This is a genomic window from Alteromonas sp. KUL150 (assembly GCF_009811475.1).
Lineage (GTDB): Bacteria > Pseudomonadota > Gammaproteobacteria > Enterobacterales > Alteromonadaceae > Alteromonas > Alteromonas gracilis.
In genome coordinates, this window is record NZ_BLIJ01000007.1 from 23,939 (window position 1) to 42,816 (window position 18,878).

At 44.9% G+C, this 18,878-nt stretch carries 15 protein-coding genes; 12 read left to right on the forward strand and 3 right to left on the reverse strand.

All coding sequences use genetic code 11. The annotated features are described in order from the left end of the window. Positions 1–30: 30 nt before the first annotated feature. From ahpC to GVO62_RS01290, 5 genes are all read left to right on the forward strand, one after another. Positions 31–588, forward strand: coding sequence for an alkyl hydroperoxide reductase subunit C (gene ahpC / locus GVO62_RS01270; protein WP_425291745.1), 558 nt, complete (start codon positions 31–33; stop codon positions 586–588). Between the two features lie 173 nt (positions 589–761). After that, a complete protein-coding gene (ahpF, locus tag GVO62_RS01275) occupies positions 762–2,351 on the forward strand; it encodes an alkyl hydroperoxide reductase subunit F (RefSeq protein WP_159117401.1) in 1,590 nt (529 codons plus the stop codon). A gap of 226 nt (positions 2,352–2,577) precedes the next feature. Beyond that, positions 2,578–2,901, forward strand: coding sequence for a hypothetical protein (locus tag GVO62_RS01280; protein WP_159117402.1), 324 nt, complete (start codon positions 2,578–2,580; stop codon positions 2,899–2,901). Between the two features lie 9 nt (positions 2,902–2,910). Next, the gene (locus GVO62_RS01285) at positions 2,911–3,447 is read left to right on the forward strand and encodes a hypothetical protein (protein WP_159117403.1); all 537 of its coding nucleotides are present in this window, start codon (positions 2,911–2,913) and stop codon (positions 3,445–3,447) included. 10 nt (positions 3,448–3,457) lie between these two features. Then, complete coding sequence (locus GVO62_RS01290) at positions 3,458–4,942, forward strand: PepSY-associated TM helix domain-containing protein (RefSeq protein ID WP_159117404.1); 1,485 nt, start codon at positions 3,458–3,460, stop codon at positions 4,940–4,942. A 341-nt stretch (positions 4,943–5,283) separates the two neighbouring features. On the opposite strand, the gene GVO62_RS01295 is transcribed toward GVO62_RS01290, so the two are convergent. Next, a complete protein-coding gene (locus tag GVO62_RS01295; protein ID WP_159117405.1) occupies positions 5,284–5,862 on the reverse strand; it encodes a demethoxyubiquinone hydroxylase family protein in 579 nt (192 codons plus the stop codon). A 212-nt stretch (positions 5,863–6,074) separates the two neighbouring features. Here GVO62_RS01295 and GVO62_RS01300 point away from each other — a divergent pair, with 212 nt between their 5' ends. The 3 genes from GVO62_RS01300 to GVO62_RS01310 all read left to right on the forward strand — a co-directional run bounded on the left by GVO62_RS01300 (position 6,075) and on the right by GVO62_RS01310 (position 9,500). Continuing rightward, complete coding sequence (locus GVO62_RS01300; RefSeq protein ID WP_159117406.1) at positions 6,075–7,139, forward strand: SMP-30/gluconolactonase/LRE family protein; 1,065 nt, start codon at positions 6,075–6,077, stop codon at positions 7,137–7,139. A 286-nt stretch (positions 7,140–7,425) separates the two neighbouring features. After that, positions 7,426–9,081, forward strand: coding sequence for a S41 family peptidase (locus GVO62_RS01305; protein ID WP_159117407.1), 1,656 nt, complete (start codon positions 7,426–7,428; stop codon positions 9,079–9,081). Further along, positions 9,081–9,500, forward strand: a complete 420-nt coding sequence (locus tag GVO62_RS01310) for a hypothetical protein (protein ID WP_159117408.1) — start codon at positions 9,081–9,083, stop codon at positions 9,498–9,500. Before GVO62_RS01305 ends, GVO62_RS01310 begins: the two co-directional genes overlap by 1 nt. A 117-nt stretch (positions 9,501–9,617) precedes the next feature. Here GVO62_RS01310 and GVO62_RS01315 read toward each other — a convergent pair whose 3' ends face one another. Beyond that, positions 9,618–11,996, reverse strand: coding sequence for a YgiQ family radical SAM protein (locus GVO62_RS01315; protein ID WP_159117409.1), 2,379 nt, complete (start codon positions 11,994–11,996; stop codon positions 9,618–9,620). 297 nt (positions 11,997–12,293) lie between these two features. Between GVO62_RS01315 and GVO62_RS01320 the strand changes: the two genes are divergently transcribed. Next, entirely contained in the window at positions 12,294–12,758 is a 465-nt protein-coding gene (locus tag GVO62_RS01320) for an EVE domain-containing protein (protein ID WP_159117410.1), read from the forward strand. A gap of 118 nt (positions 12,759–12,876) precedes the next feature. Here GVO62_RS01320 and GVO62_RS01325 read toward each other — a convergent pair whose 3' ends face one another. Beyond that, positions 12,877–13,287 carry a hypothetical protein gene (locus tag GVO62_RS01325; protein ID WP_159117411.1) on the reverse strand — a complete coding sequence of 137 codons (411 nt, stop codon included), beginning with the start codon at positions 13,285–13,287 and terminating at the stop codon, positions 12,877–12,879. Between the two features lie 166 nt (positions 13,288–13,453). Between GVO62_RS01325 and GVO62_RS01330 the strand changes: the two genes are divergently transcribed. The 3 genes from GVO62_RS01330 to GVO62_RS01340 are packed head-to-tail and all read left to right on the forward strand — an operon-like array spanning position 13,454 to position 18,837. After that, the gene (locus tag GVO62_RS01330; RefSeq protein ID WP_159117412.1) at positions 13,454–15,793 is read left to right on the forward strand and encodes a TonB-dependent receptor; all 2,340 of its coding nucleotides are present in this window, start codon (positions 13,454–13,456) and stop codon (positions 15,791–15,793) included. A gap of 15 nt (positions 15,794–15,808) precedes the next feature. Continuing rightward, positions 15,809–17,962: an FAD-dependent oxidoreductase gene (locus tag GVO62_RS01335; protein WP_159117413.1), complete on the forward strand. Its 2,154-nt coding sequence runs from the start codon at positions 15,809–15,811 to the stop codon at positions 17,960–17,962. Next, entirely contained in the window at positions 17,947–18,837 is an 891-nt protein-coding gene (locus tag GVO62_RS01340; RefSeq protein WP_159117414.1) for a DUF547 domain-containing protein, read from the forward strand. The genes GVO62_RS01335 and GVO62_RS01340 overlap by 16 nt, the downstream gene beginning before the upstream one ends. The last annotated feature ends 41 nt before the right edge of the window (positions 18,838–18,878 follow it).

An 18,878-nucleotide genomic window follows, 5' to 3' on the forward strand; every position in this document is an offset into this window, starting at 1 on the left:
TTTAAACCAAATGGAGAATTAAACATGGCATTGATCAATACTGCTATCAAACCTTTCAAAGCAACTGCATTTAAAGACGGCGAATTCGTAGACGTAAGCAGTGAAGACATCAAAGGTAAATGGGCAGTTTTCGTATTTTATCCAGCTGACTTCACGTTCGTATGCCCAACAGAGTTAGGTGATATCGCTGACAAGTACGAAGAGCTTCAGTCTCGTGGCGTTGAAGTATTCTCAGTATCAACTGACACTCACTTCACTCACAAAGCGTGGCACGATTCTTCAGACACAATTAACAAGATCAAGTTTGCAATGATTGGCGACCCAACAGGCGAAATCACTCGTAACTTTGATTGTATGCGTGAAACCATGGGTCTTGCTGACCGTGCAACGTTCGTCGTTGACCCAGAAGGTATCATTCAAGCGATGGAAATCACGTCTGAAGGTATCGGTCGTGACGCAGATGACCTAGTGCGTAAAGTTAAAGCGGCACAATATGTAGCAAATAATCCAGGCGAAGTGTGCCCAGCTAAATGGAAAGAAGGTGAAGCAACACTTGCTCCTTCACTAGACCTAGTAGGCAAAATCTAAGCAACATGCTTAAAGCCTAGTATGTCGGCGCTGTCTGACTGTTAAATTGCTAGGCTATCCGTAAGTAGGGAGTGGGTCTCCACTCCCTGATATTAATTTCCAATTTCCGCTTATGAGTTGACCTTTTTAAAGGTTGGCGGGGATCGGCGTGTCGAAAATAAGGCAGATTAACCGTGTTAACTAAAGAAATTTTACAAGCATTGAAATCGTACGCGGAATCAATGCAGAAAAACGTAACCTTTGTCGTGCAGACCGGTGAACATAGCAAGCGTGAAGAACTTGTTAAGTTTCTGTCCGACATTGCTTCTGTAAGCGAGAAACTAAACGTTGAAGAGCGTGACACCAGTGGTGAGTTACGCAGTGCTATCAGCTTTCTACTTGAAGCTGATGGTGAAGATACAGGGATACGCTTCTCGGGGATCCCTGGAGGTCATGAGTTTAATTCTCTCGTACTTGCCATGCTTCATGCAGCAGGCACTGAACTGAAATTAGACGACAGTGTGAAATCAATGGTTAAGGCGGTCAATGAACCTTTGAACTTTGAAGTTTTCATCAGCTTAAGTTGTCACAACTGTCCTGAAGTAGTACAGGCGCTCAACCAATTTGCGTTAGTAAATCCAAATATCAAGACTGAAATGATTGATGGCGGTCTGTACCAAAACGTAATCCAAGAGCGTGATATTCAAGGTGTACCTAGCGTATATCTTAATGGCGAACTGTTTGCCAACGGCAAAGTCGATGCTTCAGTACTTATAAACAAACTGATCGAGCGCGACCCTAGTCTTAAAGAGGCGAACAAAGGTGAAGTATTGCCACTGCAAGACGTGACAGTAATAGGTGGTGGTCCTGCTGGCGTAGCGTCTGCCATATATAGTGCCCGTAAAGGTTTAAAAGTAGCTGTAGTTGCAGAGACATTTGGCGGTCAGGTAAAAGATACTATGGGCATCGAAAACTTAATTTCAGTGCCTAAAACCACAGGCCCAGAGCTTGTTGGTAATTTGATGGAACACGTTCGTGACTATGAAATTACGCTTAAAGAGCACGTACGTGTAGACAACATTGAGCAGGGTAATATCAAGACTATTACACTATCATCTGGAGAGCAGATTCGTACGCGTAGTATCATTGTGGCGACGGGTGCTCGTTGGAGAGAGCTTGGGGTACCTGGCGAAAAAGAAAATATAGGTAATGGCGTAGCTTATTGTCCGCACTGTGATGGTCCGTTCTTCAAAGGTAAGGATGTTGCTGTGATTGGTGGCGGTAACTCGGGTATTGAAGCTGCACTAGATTTAGCGGGTATTGTTAAATCGGTGACGGTGTTTGAATTTATGCCAGAACTTAAAGCTGACCAAGTGCTGATCGACCAAGCCGAAAAACGAGATAATATTACCATTATCAAGAATGCGGCAACGCGACAGATTAATGCCGAAAATGGCAAAGTGAATGCCATTGAGTACCAAGACCGTTCAACCAATGAAGTGCATACACGTGAGCTTTCTGGTGTGTTTGTTCAAATTGGTTTGGTGCCAAACAGTCAGTTTATGAAAGGCACGGTGGATATGACCCAGTATGGCGAAATTATTGTCGATGCTAAGTGCCATACGTCTGAACCCGGCATATTCGCGGCAGGTGACGTTACAACTGTGCCTTATAAGCAAATTGTTATTTCAATGGGTGAGGGTGCTAAAGCTTCGCTTGCAGCTTTTGAGTACCTGTTGAGCCATGAAGTGGTTGAAACCGAAAGCGAGAGTGCTGCAGCATAATGTAAAGCAGTAGCGAATTGCACAAAAGCAAAGCCGAACTTACTTAGTAAGTTCGGCTTTTTTAATGCCCGAAATATAAGAAACTAAATATGTAATCAAAAATGTAAATGATATCTGTTCTCATTCGCGAAAAAATTTGTTAACGTAGACGAAAGTATTAAGTACTTGGTTTTAAGAATATTAAAAACAGTGCTCTCTCGCCAAAAATAAAAGACAGAATACGCGCATGAACAAAACATTTTTAATTTTGCCTTTATCTACGCTCTTAATTTCCCCGCTTTTTGCACAAGAACTTAGCGTTAATAATGATGATCTCGAAGACGACACCACTATCGAAAAAGTTGAAGTTGTCGGCAAGCGAAGCCCGTTTGGCGCAACAAAAACAAACACACCTATCGTTGAACTTGCACGAACAATTTCCATCGAAACCGCGTCAGACTTAAAGCAAAAGGGAGTGTTAAACCTCTCTCAGTCTGCCACTGATATGTCAGGGGGAAGTGCTTCCTTTGTTTTAAATAAAGTAAACGCGTCGCTTACCTATTCGTTTTAAGGAATACTCATGCTTTCAATTACAGCAGGTGGCTTATCACTTGTGGCCTTGGTGGCCGCATATAGAAGTTGGCGGGCTCAAGTATCACGCTACCTCTATTTGGGCATAGTTTTCTGGTTGGTTTCCACAGTGTGCTGGTCTTATGCACAAGGGTGGGAGTTTGGTTTGTTGTACGCACTGTGTGTTCCAGCGTTTCTAGTGTGGCCATTCATTGCGTTTAACCAAGTACAACTTCCTCAACCTAAAAACGTACCTCAGCCCAGAAGTTTCGATTTTTCCCGTGGTGCGGTTATAGTAAATGTTACCAATTACTTTGTTGTAATGGTTATTTTGCTGGTAATTAGCGTGCTAATTACCCTTGGGGTTTCTGCGTTACTTCCATTTGCTATTGCTGGAAAGTTGGCAACTGGAACCATTCTTTTACCTGTCTTGTGGGGGCTTATTGTTTATCACTACCTCGCTTCTAGTCACAAATTCAAAGTTGTTGGTATATACGCCGTTTTAGCTGCGTTTTGTCTACCAATACTTGCTTTCTTGCCCATGTAGGTGGATATCGATGGATAAAGTTACAAAACAAAATGCATTAAACGCACACACTTGGGCTGGTGTTTTTTTAAGTGTACTCCTTTTTTTAGTATGCCTTTCAGGCACCATTGCTGTTTTTCACTTAGAGTTCGAGCGTTGGGAGCAACCTCATATTGAAGAGATGGAAAATGTCTCACCAGAGGCGGTTGAAAAAGCTATGGATAGCTTTTTAGCAAAACACACAGAAGAATCTCATCATCTCTTTGTTGTGTTTCCTACATCGGATATACCCCGATTGGTCGTTGAAAATGACCACGTAGCCTATTTCGCTGATGGCGAAGGTAATTTGCTGGAAGAAGAAAGTGTGTCCTTTACTCAGATGCTCGTTGATCTTCATTTATATCTGAACCTGCCGCATAGCTGGGGCATGATTTTAGTCAGCGCCTTAGGTGCCATAATCTGTACTCTGGTGATCACGGGTATTATTGCACATAAACGAATTGCAAAAGATGCATTCAAATTGCGAAGAGGTGGCAACGGACAACAGGCGCAAATCGATTTACACAATCGTTTAGGTTTATGGGCCGCGCCGTTTCATTTGCTCATCGGTATCAGCGGTACTTACTTTGGTATGGCCGGTATCATTTTAACTTTAGTTGCTACGGTAAATTACGGTGGCGACAGAGATGCTGTCGTCGATCAAATTTTCACACCGGATCCGGTGCTTGCGCCCCAAAGCGGTAAGCCAGCTATAGGCAAAGCGTTTGGCCAAATGAAAACTTTGGCACCAGAAAAGTCGCCCATTTTTTTAACCGTCCACGAAGTAGGTGAGCCAGAGCAATTTATTGAAATTTACGCGAAAGCGCCGAACAGAATGATTTACGCTGAAGGCTATCGTTTTGACACTGCTGGAAACTTTATCGGTGTAGCAGGGTACGAACACGGGGAATGGGGTAAGCAGTTATTATGGTCAATGTATCGACTCCACTTTGGCGACTTTGCTGGCATGCTTAGTAAGTGGCTTTACTTCATTTTAGGCGTAATGCTGACCGTGCTTTGTGTCTCGGGCATGGAAATTTGGTTATCGAAAAAAGCCCATCCGCGATTAGCGAGTCGTCTGTGGTACAGCATTGTATGGGGGAGCGTTAGCGCGTTGGCGGTAACGGCGGTGGCAGATATGTTATTTGCTGGCTCATTGATTGCAGTATTTTGGGGTGTAATGTTATTGAATATCGCACTCACTGTTGGCATCAAATCACTCACAAAGCCGGTATGGCTATTCCTATCAGGTTTAAGTGTTTTGGCGCTGCTTGTTGTCTACACAGCGGTTCATGGGAACGCAACATTTACGGTTTCTTCACTGCAGTTAAATCTCCCTATGACAATTTATGTACTGTGGAGTATTTGGCGTGGCCTGACTTTGCTAAAACGAGAGAAAATGAATCATGCAGAAAACAAAAGTAAGGTGAAACCTAACCTTTACGATGCAAGTCACGGCGAAAGCGTAAACCTGTGACAAGGGCTTAAATTGCTAGATCACCACGTGGTGGTTTCAAATATAAATCTAATGAGCGTAACTATGATGCAATACGGTCTATGCGACTAGTTACGCTTTTTTCTTTTCCATGTCCCACCATAGATATAGCCTGTCAGCATTTTTGCTTTTTCTTGGCATGCTTTACACACTATTTGCCAGCTCTCGCTTTTATTGCTGCTAATTCTGTATTGTACATCAGCCTCAGCCCCGCAGTTGTCGCAGGGTTTCAAAGGCCTTAACCTTTCCTTTTTACCCAAATGGTTTAACCCTGAAACGTAACTTTCGAAAATAGTTCTTGGCTCTTATTACCTCACCCGATCCTAAATCAGTTTTGCCATTGCAACGGCAAGTGATGAGCCTGAACCTACCAGCTTCCCCCACAATGTCATAAACAACGTGGGCTGTTGAGTCATCAGTGAAAGTGCCTCATCTCTGTGATGTTGCTCGTCAATTTGACATTCCTTAAAGCGATTTATAACGTTAGAAGGAGGCTCTGATAACATTATCATACTGCTACATTGTTTCTCATAGTGTTTGTCTACGAATTGCTCCACACAGTAAATGGTATAAAAAAAACAATTGCGACCCAATAATCGCGGCAAAAAACCGGTAACAAACCCAGCGGCTATCCATGCTGGTAACAGAAAGCTACCTCTGAAGAGCGGCATCTCATGCTCGAAAATAGCGAGGTGACTTTTTTCTGTCCTAAGATGCTCATGAATAAACGGCTTTGTTTTGCTCGGTCTATTTCCAATAATAAAAAGACTTAATAAAAACTCCGCGCAGAGTGCGCCGCGATATATCCATACTGCACCAGTTTCTCCTGCATGGCTTGCACGCAGCTCTTTGTCTACGTGCTTTGCGCAGGAGGTTTCCAATACTTTTGAGTAAAATGGCATGGTGTACCTCAACAACGTTTTGTTTTAAAACGCACAAAAGCCATTTAAAGATGCCACTTTACGAAATTGTAATGCACGGTTAGATCATTGCGCTAAACACGAAATTGAACACGTTGATTAATAGTTCACTATTAAAAAACGAAAGCAGTAAGTTGTATGATTGCTTGTTACCTTGGCTCTCATACAGCCTAAACACCCATGAGGTAAAACAAATGAAAGCAGTGTGGTGTGTCCTTTTACTATGTACTGTTTACTTACTGTTATGGCCTTTGCCCATAGAGCCCGTTGCATGGCAAGCACCAGTCAATGTGGGTTTTGAGGGTAAGTTCGCGCAAAATACACGACTATCTGAGTTAACGCTCGTTGACATGGGAACCGACTATGGACCTGAAGATTTCGCGTTGAATCAGAATGGCACCGTAGCCACATCGAGTCATTCCGGCGCTATTCTTTTGAAGAAGAAAGGCGAGGGCACTTTTTCCCCTTGGGTAAACACGGGCGGTCGTCCCTTAGGCATCGAATATGACAATAAAGGCAATCTTCTTGTCGCTGACGCTCATCTTGGGTTACTCAAGATAAATACGGCGGGTGAAGTCTCTGTGCTGGTTGATGAGGTAAACAAAACTCCTGTCGTGTATGCAGACGATGTAGATATTGCTCAAAACGGCAATATCTATTTTACCGATGCGACCACTAAATTTCCGGCTATGGATAACGGCGGTACCCTTAGTGCCAGCTTGCTTGAGATATTCGAACATAAAGGTAATGGTAGGTTAATTGAGTACAACCCTGATACTGGCAATAGTGTAATACTCATGGATAAGTTGGTGTTCGCGAACGGTGTGACAGTAAGTCACGATGAGCAATCGATACTGGTTAACGAAACCGGAAAATATAGGGTGCTGCGTTATTGGCTGGTGGGGCCGAATAAAGGGCAAGTTGACATACTTATCGATAACTTGCCTGGCTTTCCAGATAACATCAGCCGTGCAGATAATGGCAGTTACTACATTGGCCTTGCGTCGCCGCGCTCAGCCCCCGTCGATATACTTTCTGATAAACCATTTATTCGAAAAATAGTACAGCGCCTTCCTGGCTTTATGCGTCCTCAAGGTCAGCCTTATGGTCATCTCGTTAAAATAAGCGAAATCGGTGAGATAGAAGAAAGTTGGCAAGACCCGACCGGCGCTTTCCCCTTCGTAACTGGTGCGATTAAAACAAAAGATGGGCTCTATGTTAGCAGTCTTACTGCACAAAATGTTGGGCTTTTGCGGTAACAACGGCACCGGTAATAACCGTATCAATGCAAGTCTAATTTAAAGCTATTTAAAAGGAACGTTAGGGAAAGCTTGATAAATTGCTATATAGAAAGGTGACTTAGCCAGTGGACCGAAGACCTTAGAAATATTTTTTGCTAACGCTCGTTTATTTTACAATTAGAAACATTTTAAACTTTTGTTATGTAGTTAGGTTTATAAGGATATGTCATTATCGGCTATGCTATTGTTTAAGTATTGAGCTGTTGGCCTTGGTTAGCCATTTAAAATAAGGACTGTTAAACCTATGAAAGCGTGTGTGTATTCTTCAGTTGCATTAGCGGTAACAATTTCTCTATTGGCAGGATGCGGAGGAGGAGGTGGCTCGTCTAACACGTCACCTGTCGTTACTACACCTACTACACCCGTAACGCCTGACCAAGAATGGGAAAGAGGTGTTTACGAGCCGCAATCACAGTTCATTGCGAAATGCGAAACTCCACGAAGCGGCATCGATCCTTTCACAGGAAATGCTTACCCAGATACGCAAGGTACCGCCATGGATGAGAAGCTTTGGTTGCGTTCTTGGACTAACGATACCTACCTCTGGTATGACGAAGTCGACGATAACGATCCTGAAAATTTCTCCGTATTGGCGTACTTCGATCAACTTAAAACAAACGAATTAACGCCAAGCGGCACGGCAAAAGATAATTTTCATTTTTCACAAGACACCGCAGAATATAATGAGTTATCTCAATCTGGGATATCATCGGGCTTTGGATTTAGTTGGGAATTCGGTTCTACCACGGTGCCAAGAGAGCTAACCGTTCGATTCACCGAGCCAAACTCGCCTGCTGCATCAGCAAACGTACCTCGAGGCGCCAAGGTTGTGAGTATAAACGGCGTTGATTTTGTAAATGATAATACTCAACAAGGCGTGGATGCTATCAACGATGGATTATTTCCTGATGATGCTGGAACAACCACAAGCTTTGAGTTTGAACTGGTTGACGGCACCACACTAACCGCTGACATAACGTCTGATGATATCAGTGTAACCCCAGTGCAAAACGTTAAAGTGCTAAATACCGATAACGGTAAGGTAGGCTATTTTCAGTTCAATAGCTTTATTGTTACAGCGCAAGAAGGGCTGATTGATGCGTTTGATACCTTTGTAGAGGAAAACGTGACAGAGTTGGTCATGGACTTACGCTATAACGGAGGTGGCCGCTTGGCGTTAGCTTCACAGCTTTCATACATGGTAGCGGGCCCAAATCAAACGAACAATGCTACGTTTGAAACTTTGAGATTTAACGATAAGAATCCTACGACCAACCCAGTAACAGGGCAGTCTATTAGTCCAACGCCGTTCTACAGCACCGTTATCGATTATAACGAAGGTTTACTTACTAATACGCTACTTCCAAGCCTATCACTGACGCGAGTTTACGTTATTTCAACAGACGCCACTTGCTCAGCGAGCGAAGCAGTAATGAATGCTCTTCGCGGTATAGACGTAGAGGTAGTTCAAATTGGTTCTACAACTTGTGGTAAGCCATACGGTTTTTATCCTACAGACAACTGCGGTGAGACTTATTTCACTATTCAGTTCCAAGGGGTAAATAACAAAGGCTTTGGCGACTATGCAGATGGCTTTATGCCAACCGCCACGCCTAATTTTGACTTTGAACTGCCCGGATGTGAAGTTGAGGATGACTTTACCACAAGCTTAGGTGCGCCAGAGGAAGGAATGTTAGCTGCAACGCTCGAATATGCTGCTACTGGCTCGTGCCCTGTAGTGGTGACGGGTAACGGTATAGCTGATGTAAAAGCGCTGCGTAGTGATCAAAGTGCGTTAGTGGGCGAAACGCTTATTCCTATCGACACTCCGAATACGCGCAGGGATAACTTCGTTCTACAAAACAAAATTAATCAGCCAGTTATTCAGGAACGAAAATAATGGGTTTGAACAGTAAAATTGCAGGACAGTCAAATTCGTTTGTTGCTCTAGTTCTGCTATCAGCGTCTGTTTTATCGGTAGCGAGTTGTGCTTCTACTAAGGACATTACGTTGCAAAAGGCACTTGCTACATCTATTAGCGATAGCGAAAAGCAAACCATAGAAGATACGATCAGCAATTGGTTTGGCGGTACGCGAATTACTATTGCATCAAATGCTTTTAGTGAAACTTCTAGCGTTACGATTGAAAGAAGAGCAAAACTAGATAGCAGGGGGCTACCCATTGAAGGAAGGCACGATAACCCTTTGTATAGCTTTACATTGCTTAGCGATGGTAAGCAGTGTCTGCTGCGAAATGATCAAACTGAAGCGCTAGCGGAGCTTGCAAACGTGAAGTGTCACGTTAATGAAAAGGTGTAGCGATAAACTTTCGTTGTGGACTAACCCGTAAATTATGAACAACATTAAGTGCTAAGAAGCCGAAGGTAGACTGAAAGAAAAACGCCCGATGTTTAGAAATATCGGGCGTTTTTTAGTTTAACGTTTATGCATGCTAGGCTGCTTTTGGGAGCGGTTACGGTTGTTACCACTGCCGTTATTCGCTTTAGACGTATTGGCCCCATTTCTATTTCCGGCCTTGCCTGTGCTTCTGTTGGCGGAATTGCCGTTGGGTTGTTCTTGTGCGTTGCTTTGGTCGTGCTTATTCGCATTTGAATTGCGCCGCCCCTTGTTCGCAGTGTTGCCATCTCGGCCCTTACCTTTACTGTTCTTTCCCTGAAAAGTAGGAGGAAGCCCAGTATGTTTGGTAAGCGCGCGCTCACCACGGCGGCCTTTTTGCGCTTTTTGGCGCTTTTCATCTGCTGTTTCAGGTGGAACAAGGTGTTGAGGACCGCGGCCAATTAGATCTTCGCGCCCCATACGCTTGAGCGCCTCGCGAATTTGCGCAAAATTCTTCGGGTCATGGTATCGCAACATCGCCTTGTGCAATCGACGGTGAATCTCACCTTTTGCAGAAGGCACCTCTTCACTTTCTTTAGTCACTTTACGAAGTGAATTCACTTCTGTGTGGTACATGGTGGTCGCCGTTGCCATTGGCGACGGATAGAAGTTCTGTACCTGATCGAGCTTAAATTTGTTTTCTTTAAGCCAAATCGCAAGGCTTAGCATATCTTCGTCTGTTGTACCCGGATGCGAAGCAATAAAGTAAGGGATGAGGTACTGCTTTTTGCCCGCTTCCTGTGAGTATTTATCAAACAGCTCTTTAAAGCGGTAGTAGCTGCCCATGCCCGGTTTCATCATTTTTGAAAGCGGGCCATCTTCGGTGTGTTCTGGAGCGATCTTTAAGTAGCCGCCTACGTGGTGAAGAGCCAGTTCTTTCACGTATTCTGGATCTTCTACTGCTAGGTCGTAACGCACGCCTGAAGCAATCAATATCTTTTTAATTCCAGGCAATTCACGAGCACGGCGGTATAAATCGATAGTTGGCTTATGATCCGTATCCATGTGCGCACAAATGCTAGGGTACACACAAGAAGGGCGACGACATGTTGCTTCTGCTTTCGGGCTCTTACAACGCAGGCGATACATATTTGCGGTTGGTCCGCCTAAGTCTGAAATCACGCCGGTAAAGCCAGGTACGGTGTCGCGAATTTGCTCAATTTCACGAATTATAGAGTCTTCAGAGCGGCTTTGAATAATACGGCCTTCGTGTTCGGTAATTGAGCAGAATGTGCAGCCGCCATAGCACCCGCGCATAATATTAATGCTGAAACGAATCATATCGTATGCAGGGATTTTGGCATCGCCATATACAGGGTGGGGCACGCGCTGATAGGGCAAATCAAACACCGCGTCCATCTCTTCGGTTTCAAGCGGCATGGCAGGTGGATTAATCCAAATGTGTCGGTCGCCATGGCGCTGCATGAGCGCGCGAGCACAACCCGGGTTAGTTTCCTGATGCAAAATACGCGACGTATGGGCGTACAACACTTTGTTGTCTTTCACCGTTTCATATGCAGGCAATTTAACGTACACGTTCTCCCAAGGCTTGCGCTTTTCTTTTTCTTTCTGCGCAGGCTGAATAACAATAGGCGCGGCTTCTGGCGCTTCGCTACTTTTGGTGTCTTTCTCTTGCGAGTCGCATTCAGGCTCCATTTGATAGGGGCTTGAAATTGGATCTATTTTGCCAGGTCTATCAAGCGATGTAGAGTCAACGCCTTGCCACTCAGGTAAGGCCTCTTTCACGATAATCGCAGTTCCGCGAATGTCGCGCAAATCCGCAATATCTTCACCTGCCGCTAAGCGATGGGTGACTTCAACAAGAGGTCGTTCGGCGTTACCAAAAAAGAGCATATCCGCTTTCGAATCGAATAACACAGAGCGGCGTACTTTTTCGCTCCAATAGTCATAGTGCGCAATACGTCGCAAGCTAGCTTCAATACCGCCAACAATAACAGGTACACCTTTAAACGCTTCACGGCAGCGCTGTGAATACACAGTAACCGCGCGGTCAGGGCGCTTACCGCCCACATTGCCTGGCGTGTAGGCATCGTCGTGGCGAAGTTTTTTGTCTGACGTGTAGCGGTTAATCATAGAGTCCATATTTCCGGCTGTTACCCCGAAATATAGGTTAGGCTTGCCCAGCTTCATAAAGTCATCTTTGCTGGTCCAGTCTGGCTGAGAAATAATGCCAACACGAAAACCATGAGCTTCCAGTACACGACCGATAACCGCCATACCGAAACTTGGGTGATCTACATATGCATCGCCCGTTACCAAAATAACGTCACAGCTGTCCCAGCCAAGGGCATCCATCTCTTCCTTTGACATCGGGAGAAAAGGTGCAGTACCCAAACAATGTGGCCAATATTTTGGGTAGGAAAACAGACCGCGATCGGCCTTAATGGTGGCTTGCATAGTAATCACATCTAGATAAATCAGGAAGTTGCTGAGCTAAAGGTAGGCAGAAGCTCAGAATTAGTGCGCAATTATAGCAGTGTTGGCCAAGCTAAGGTATAGCGCTGTCATTAAATAAAATAGCTTTGTATACTCACTTAAACAAAAAAGCCAAAAGACTATGTGTGAGCACACGTTTTTGCGAGTGTTCCGTATGAAAAAGCAACCTGAGTGACGGCTCATCGATAACCGGAGTGCATTCAATAATAGGTGCTTGTATGGCTTGTGTATTTACAACGAAGAGAAATAACAACAACTATGGCGTATTGGCTATTTAAAACGGAACCCGACGCATTTTCTATCGACGACTTAGAAAGTCGACCTGATCAGACGGAACCGTGGGATGGGGTAAGAAATTACCAAGCCCGTAACTTTCTAAGAGACGGTGTAAAACAGGGTGATAAAGTATTTATCTATCATTCCAGTTGCAAAGAGGTAGGTATTGCAGGGGTTGCCGAGGTGGTAAAAGACGGCTATCCAGACACCACACAGTTTAACCCTGAATCAAAATATTACGACCCTAAATCGAGTCAGAACAAACCGCGTTGGTATCGCGTCGATGTGAAATTTGCAGAGAAATTTTCCAGCGTACTTCCACTTTCTGTGATCAAAAGTATGGAAGGTATTACAGAGCTTCCTTTAGTAAAGAAAGGCGGAAGACTTTCTATTATGCCCGTGGAAGAGGTTGAGTGGCAGCAACTTTATGCTGCCGCCAAAGACTAGATCAATGACAAAAGAGTGTGGGCCGCTCTCTTGCTATAAAAAAGCGCCGACATTGAGATGATATCAATAAGTTGAGCTCGCTTGTAAACACCGCGCAGTTCGCCTCGCCGCAAAGTTATTATTTGCCAAAGGCAAATTTTGTATCGGCATCGCGCAATAGGAAAAGGGCAAAGCACGCGCCCCACATGGGCCAGGCTGCAAAAAACAGCAAGTGATTAAAGGCGTCTAGATACTGGGGAAATGAAGAAAGGGTTGACCCACCGTGCAGAATAAAAATAAGGCCGTAGGTGTATTTTTTCGCAATGCCCGCTAGGAAGGACAAAACCAATGCTAGCTGTAAAGCGCCCATAATATAAACAGCGACTTCAGGTACGCCGCCGATACCATAGAATTTTTCGAAAATGGCCATGCCGTGTGCAGGATTAACAAATTTATCAAGGGTCCAAACGAACATAACAATAAAAATAGTTACGCGAAGAGAAAGTAACGACCACTGCAGTCGGTTTTGAATATCGGTGTTGTTTTGCATACATGCCCCAAAAGTATAATAGTGCAAGCATACTAGAACGACCGTTCAAAATAAAAATTTCAATTAATTTTCTGTTTTTAAATATTTTTTGAAAATTAATTGTTCTGAAATTTTTTGATACGCGTATCGGTCTTGTCGAATAAGAATTAAAAATACGGAATTGTTAATGAAAAAAGTAATCGGCCTTGCGCTTAGCACACTCGCACTTGCCATCAGTCAATCGCTCTATGCTCAAGACGTATCAGATATTGAAGTTGTTGAAGTCACCGGCAACCAGCAAAATATAAACACGCTAAATCCCGGCGACAACACACTTAAAGGCATTTTTGGTAGCAGTTTAAGTGCAGCAGAGACCCCGCGGGCGGTAACTTCACTTTCGGCAGAGGCCATTGAAGCACTTAACATTAACGATTTACACGACATCGTAAAAGCAGCGCCCAATGCGTACGCATCAAGCGGGTTTGGTACGCCAAGCTTACCGAGTATACGGGGCCAACTCGGCGAGCTTTTCCAAGATGGCGTGCGTCGTCAAGCTGGCAATAACGGCTTTGGCTTGCCGTTGTCGTTTAATAGCGTTGAGCAAATTGATGTAGTGAAAGGGCCATCACCAGTGCTATTTGGCAGTACCCAACGCAATGGTGGCTTTGTAAACCTTCAAACTAAGGTTGCGCCCACCACAGAAAGCAACGGTAAAGTCACCCTTCGCGCCGGGCGATGGGATCAGTATTCAGCGCAAGTCGATTACGGTACGGCAATAGAAGAAGGCAAAAGTGGCATTCGCTTTAGTGCTGAATACCTAGACCACGGCAGCTTCTATGACTTTGCTGAGCGCGATAGTACAAACCTATTTGTTGCATATCGTTATACACCGAGCGATGCACTAACGTGGGATATCAGCGCTGAATATTACGACACAGATTATCCAGATAACGCAGGTATAAACCGCCCAACACAAGACCTTATCGACAACGGCGTTTATATTACCGGTCAAGGCACTCAGCCAAATGGTAGTTCCGTACCTGGTGCTGGTGCTATTATTTCTCCTACCGGTGAAGTGGTTATTCCTCGTAACCGTGTATTTACTAACCCTGATGACATCAATGGTGCCGAAACCACAGTTATTCGAAGCAATGTAGAATACAAAGTGGCTGATAACGTGGCGCTTCGCAACATTACTTATTACCAATACCTTGAGCGTGAAGAAATTGCGCAAAATAGCTTTGTTGAGATCATTGACGGGGCTGACACGTTCGAAAACCGCACTGAGCTAGATTATAAGTGGAACGACAGCCAAACCACGACGATAGGGTTAGCGCTACGTTACAACGACGTGCTGGGCTATAGCCAGTTTACCACTGAGGCCGATAATCCGATTGATTTAACCGGGCCTATCTCAAATCGCGTTATTCCGCTTACCGATGCCCATAAAGCCCGATTAGTTGAGCTGCGTCCTGGCGTGTATGTTTCACCGGGTGCGCAATACGATCTAGATGGTGATGGAAGCGGCGACTTTAATTTGTCAGACACCACCGACTCTACCGCATGGCAAACAGGCCTCGCGCTTCAGCAACGCTCTACATGGACAGACAAGTTTTCTACCATTGCTGGCGTGCGTGTCGATTACTACGACGTTGAGGCACGTGACCCACTAGCGCCTATTGGTGTTGAAGCGGCTTCAGATTCGTACAGTGATACATTAACCAGCTATCAGTTAAGTGCAGTTTATAAGCTGACAAGCGATGTCAATATATACGCCGCGTTTTCAGAAAACGACGCGACATCGAACAGTATGGCGGGGGGCACGGTGTTAGGCGGTAATAACGAGATTAACCCGCTTAACTTTGCCACTGAAAATACGCTATATGAAGTGGGCGTAAAATACGCGCCGAACAGTAGCTGGTACGCAGAGGCCGCTGTGTTTGACCAGACCCGAAGCTTACGCAATCGCGATGGCAGTAACAGCGGTGTTAAAACACAAGGTTTCGAACTACAAATGTTCTATCAAGCTGATAACGTTTGGGTCAATGCGGCTTATAGTTATTTAGACGCGCGTTTTGATAATTCAGCGGCGTTCCAAGGTACCGCGCAGGTTATCGACGCCTTCGACAACAGTCGCCCAGACATTATTGAAGGTACGGGGGTAGGGTCGCCATCATTTGCTGCCTTCCCTGCATCAGACAGTCGTGTTCAGGGAATTCCGCCACAAATCGCTTCAATTAACGCTGGCTGGCAAATTACAGATGACTTGCAAGTGGGTGCAAGTGCTCTCTATACCAAGTCATTCCCACTAGACTTTCTGCAAACTGTGCATATTCGCGACCAATATACGGTTGACGTAAATGCAGACTATCAAGTAACAGATGACCTTCGATTGCGTTTAGATATCATTAATGTGACCGATGAAGAAAACTGGCAGCCGCTGTTTGAAGGTGGGTATTTCGGTGCGACACTTGTCATGCCAAACGTACCTCGTCACGCTCAAGTTACCATGCAATACGCGTTTTAAGCGGTAAGGATTTTTATGTTTAAAAAAATAGCGCTTTTAGGGGTAATTGTTGCCGCCATATTCAGCTTTTTTTACTTTGATTTAAATAACTATTTAACCCTTCAAGGCATGAAGGATTCTTTAGATACGTTCCAATCGCAAATAGCACAAAACCCGGTGTTGAGCATTGGTGTGTTCTTTGCCATTTATGTTGCAGTAACCGCACTGTCATTGCCGGGGGCGGCTATTTTAACCTTGGCAGCAGGGGCCTTGTTTGGCCTGGTACAGGGCTTGGTTATTGTATCGTTTGCCTCGAGCATAGGCGCAACGCTGGCGTTTTTAGTATCGCGTTTTATTTTGCGCGACACCGTACGCAACAAGTTTAAAGAAAAGCTTAAAAAGATTGATGAAGGCGTGGAGAAACAAGGTGCGTTTTATTTGTTTACATTGCGCCTAGTGCCAGTATTCCCGTTTTTCCTGATCAACCTATTAATGGGGCTGACGTCACTTAAGACATGGACATTCTATTGGGTGAGCCAAGTGGGCATGCTCGCAGGTACTGCAGTGTATGTAAACGCAGGTACCCAGCTTGCACAAATAGACAGTTTGTCTGGCATTGTCTCGCCAGGGCTTATCTTTTCATTTGTCCTTTTAGGCATATTCCCTTGGATTGCTAAAGCTATCGTGGCGGTAGTCAATCGTCGTCGCGTTTACAAAGGCTACAATAAACCGAAGACGTTCGATCGCAACCTAGTGGTAATTGGTGCGGGTGCGGGTGGTTTGGTTACCAGCTACATTGCTGCGGCGGTGAAAGCAAAAGTCACGCTTATAGAAGCTGGGGAAATGGGGGGCGACTGCCTCAACTATGGCTGCGTGCCCAGTAAAGCCATAATAAAAACGGCTAAAGTGGCCAACCAAATGCGCCATGCTGATAGTTACGGTTTGGAGCCAGTAGCCCCTGCCATGTCGTTTAAAAAAGTGATGGCACGTGTACATGACGTGATCGCGGCAATTGCGCCTAATGACAGCGTGGAGCGTTACACTAACTTGGGTGTAGATGTCGTAAAAGGCTATGCGAAGATCATCGACCCATGGACAGTGGAAATTAAAAAGAACGATGGCGGCACGCAAACGCTGACCACAAAGAATATTGTTGTGGCTACAGGCGCAGCGCCCTTTGTTCCCGACCTACCCGGTATTGAGCAAAGTGGTTATGTCACCTCTGACACCTTATGGACCAAATTTGCTGAGCTTGAAAACGCGCCAAGACGCTTAGTTGTGCTGGGAGGTGGGCCTATTGGTTGTGAACTAGCTCAAGCCTTTTCACGTCTTGGCAGCGAAGTGACACAAGTTGAACGGGCTCCTCGCTTAATGGGCCGCGAAGATGCAGACGTGGCCGAATACGCGGAATCTGTGCTGCGTGAGAATGGCGTTAACGTATTAACCTCTCATGATGCTCTTCGCTTTGAGCAACAAAATGGCGAAAAAGTGCTAGTGGTAGCAAAAGAAGGTGTTGAATCTACCATTGCCTACGACCAAGTTATTGTGGCTGTGGGGCGAAAGGCACGCTTGCATGGATTTGGTCTTGAAGATTTAGGTATTCAATTTGATAGAACCATTGAAACCGATGAATACTTGCAAACCCTCATGCCAAATATTTTTGCTGCTGGCGATGTAGTAGGGCCTTATCAATTTACCCACGTTGCCGCACATCAAGCATGGTATGCGGCGGTTAATGCGCTTTTTGGCACGTTTAAAAAGTTCAAAGTCGATTATCGCGTTATCCCCTGGACAACGTTTATCGACCCAGAAGTAGCCAGGGTTGGTTTAAGCGAGCGGGATGCTGCAGAACAAGATATCGATGTAGAAGTTACCCGCTATGAATTTGCAGAATTGGACCGTGCAGTTGCCGAGAGTGCGCGTAAGGGTTTTATAAAGGTGCTTACGCCGCCAGGTAAAGACAAAATACTGGGCGTGACTGTGGTCTCTGAACATGCAGGTGATTTAATTGCCGAATTTGTTATTGCCATGAAGCATGATCTGGGGCTTAACAAAATTCTTGGCACTATTCACGCTTATCCTACGTGGGCTGAAGGCGCAAAATATGCAGCAGGCAATTGGAAGCGCGCCAATGCACCTGAAAAACTACTTAGCTACGTAGAGAAATTCCACACATGGCGCAGAGGGTAATCGTTGTGGAAACTAACCAAGTGATTCCAAAGCGTAAATTGGCGTTTCTATTTCGTAGTATTGCAGCAAGCAGCATAGCGCTGTTTGCTGCAAGCGTAAGTTTCTATGCTAGCGCTGAAGAGGGCTTGCATAGCACGTTTGATAATTTACTAAGTAAGTATGTAACGCCGATTTCCAACGGCGCAAGTACACAAGTAGATTACGATGGCTTTAAAAAAGAGCGGACCAGGCTTAACGAGTATTTAGCGCGATTGGCTAAGGTCGAGCAAAGTACATTCGATTCATGGAATAAGGATAAACAGCTCGCTTTTCTGATTAACGCATACAACGCCTACACTATCGAGCTTATTTTAACTGAGTACCCAGATATCGAATCCATTCGAGATTTAGGCAGTTTCTTTTCCTCGCCTTGGAAAAAAGAAACAGCGCCGCTGCTAGGCGAAACTCGCACGTTAGATGAAATTGAACACGAACTTATTCGCGGTACAAACCAAACTACAAAAACCTATAACGAGCCTCGCATTCATTTCGCGGTGAATTGTGCCAGCGTAGGTTGCCCGGCGCTTCGTGAAGAAGCTTACACAGGGGGTAAACTAGACGTACAGCTAGAGGCACAAACTAAGCGATTTTTGGCTGATGGCTCTCGTAATAAAATGAGCGATAACACACTTCACTTATCAAAAATATTTGATTGGTACAGTGAGGATTTTGAACGTAAAGAGGGCGAATGGCGCGGCACATCAAAGCTTACCGAGTTTATTTTGCTGTACAAAGACGCAATGCAGTTAACCGAAGCGCAAGTTTCTGCGTTAAAAAATGATACTGCTGACATTGAATACCTAAACTATGACTGGGCGCTTAATGCTACGCGGTAACATTAACAGGCGCGCTAAGGGGGCACCCAAATGAATTCAGG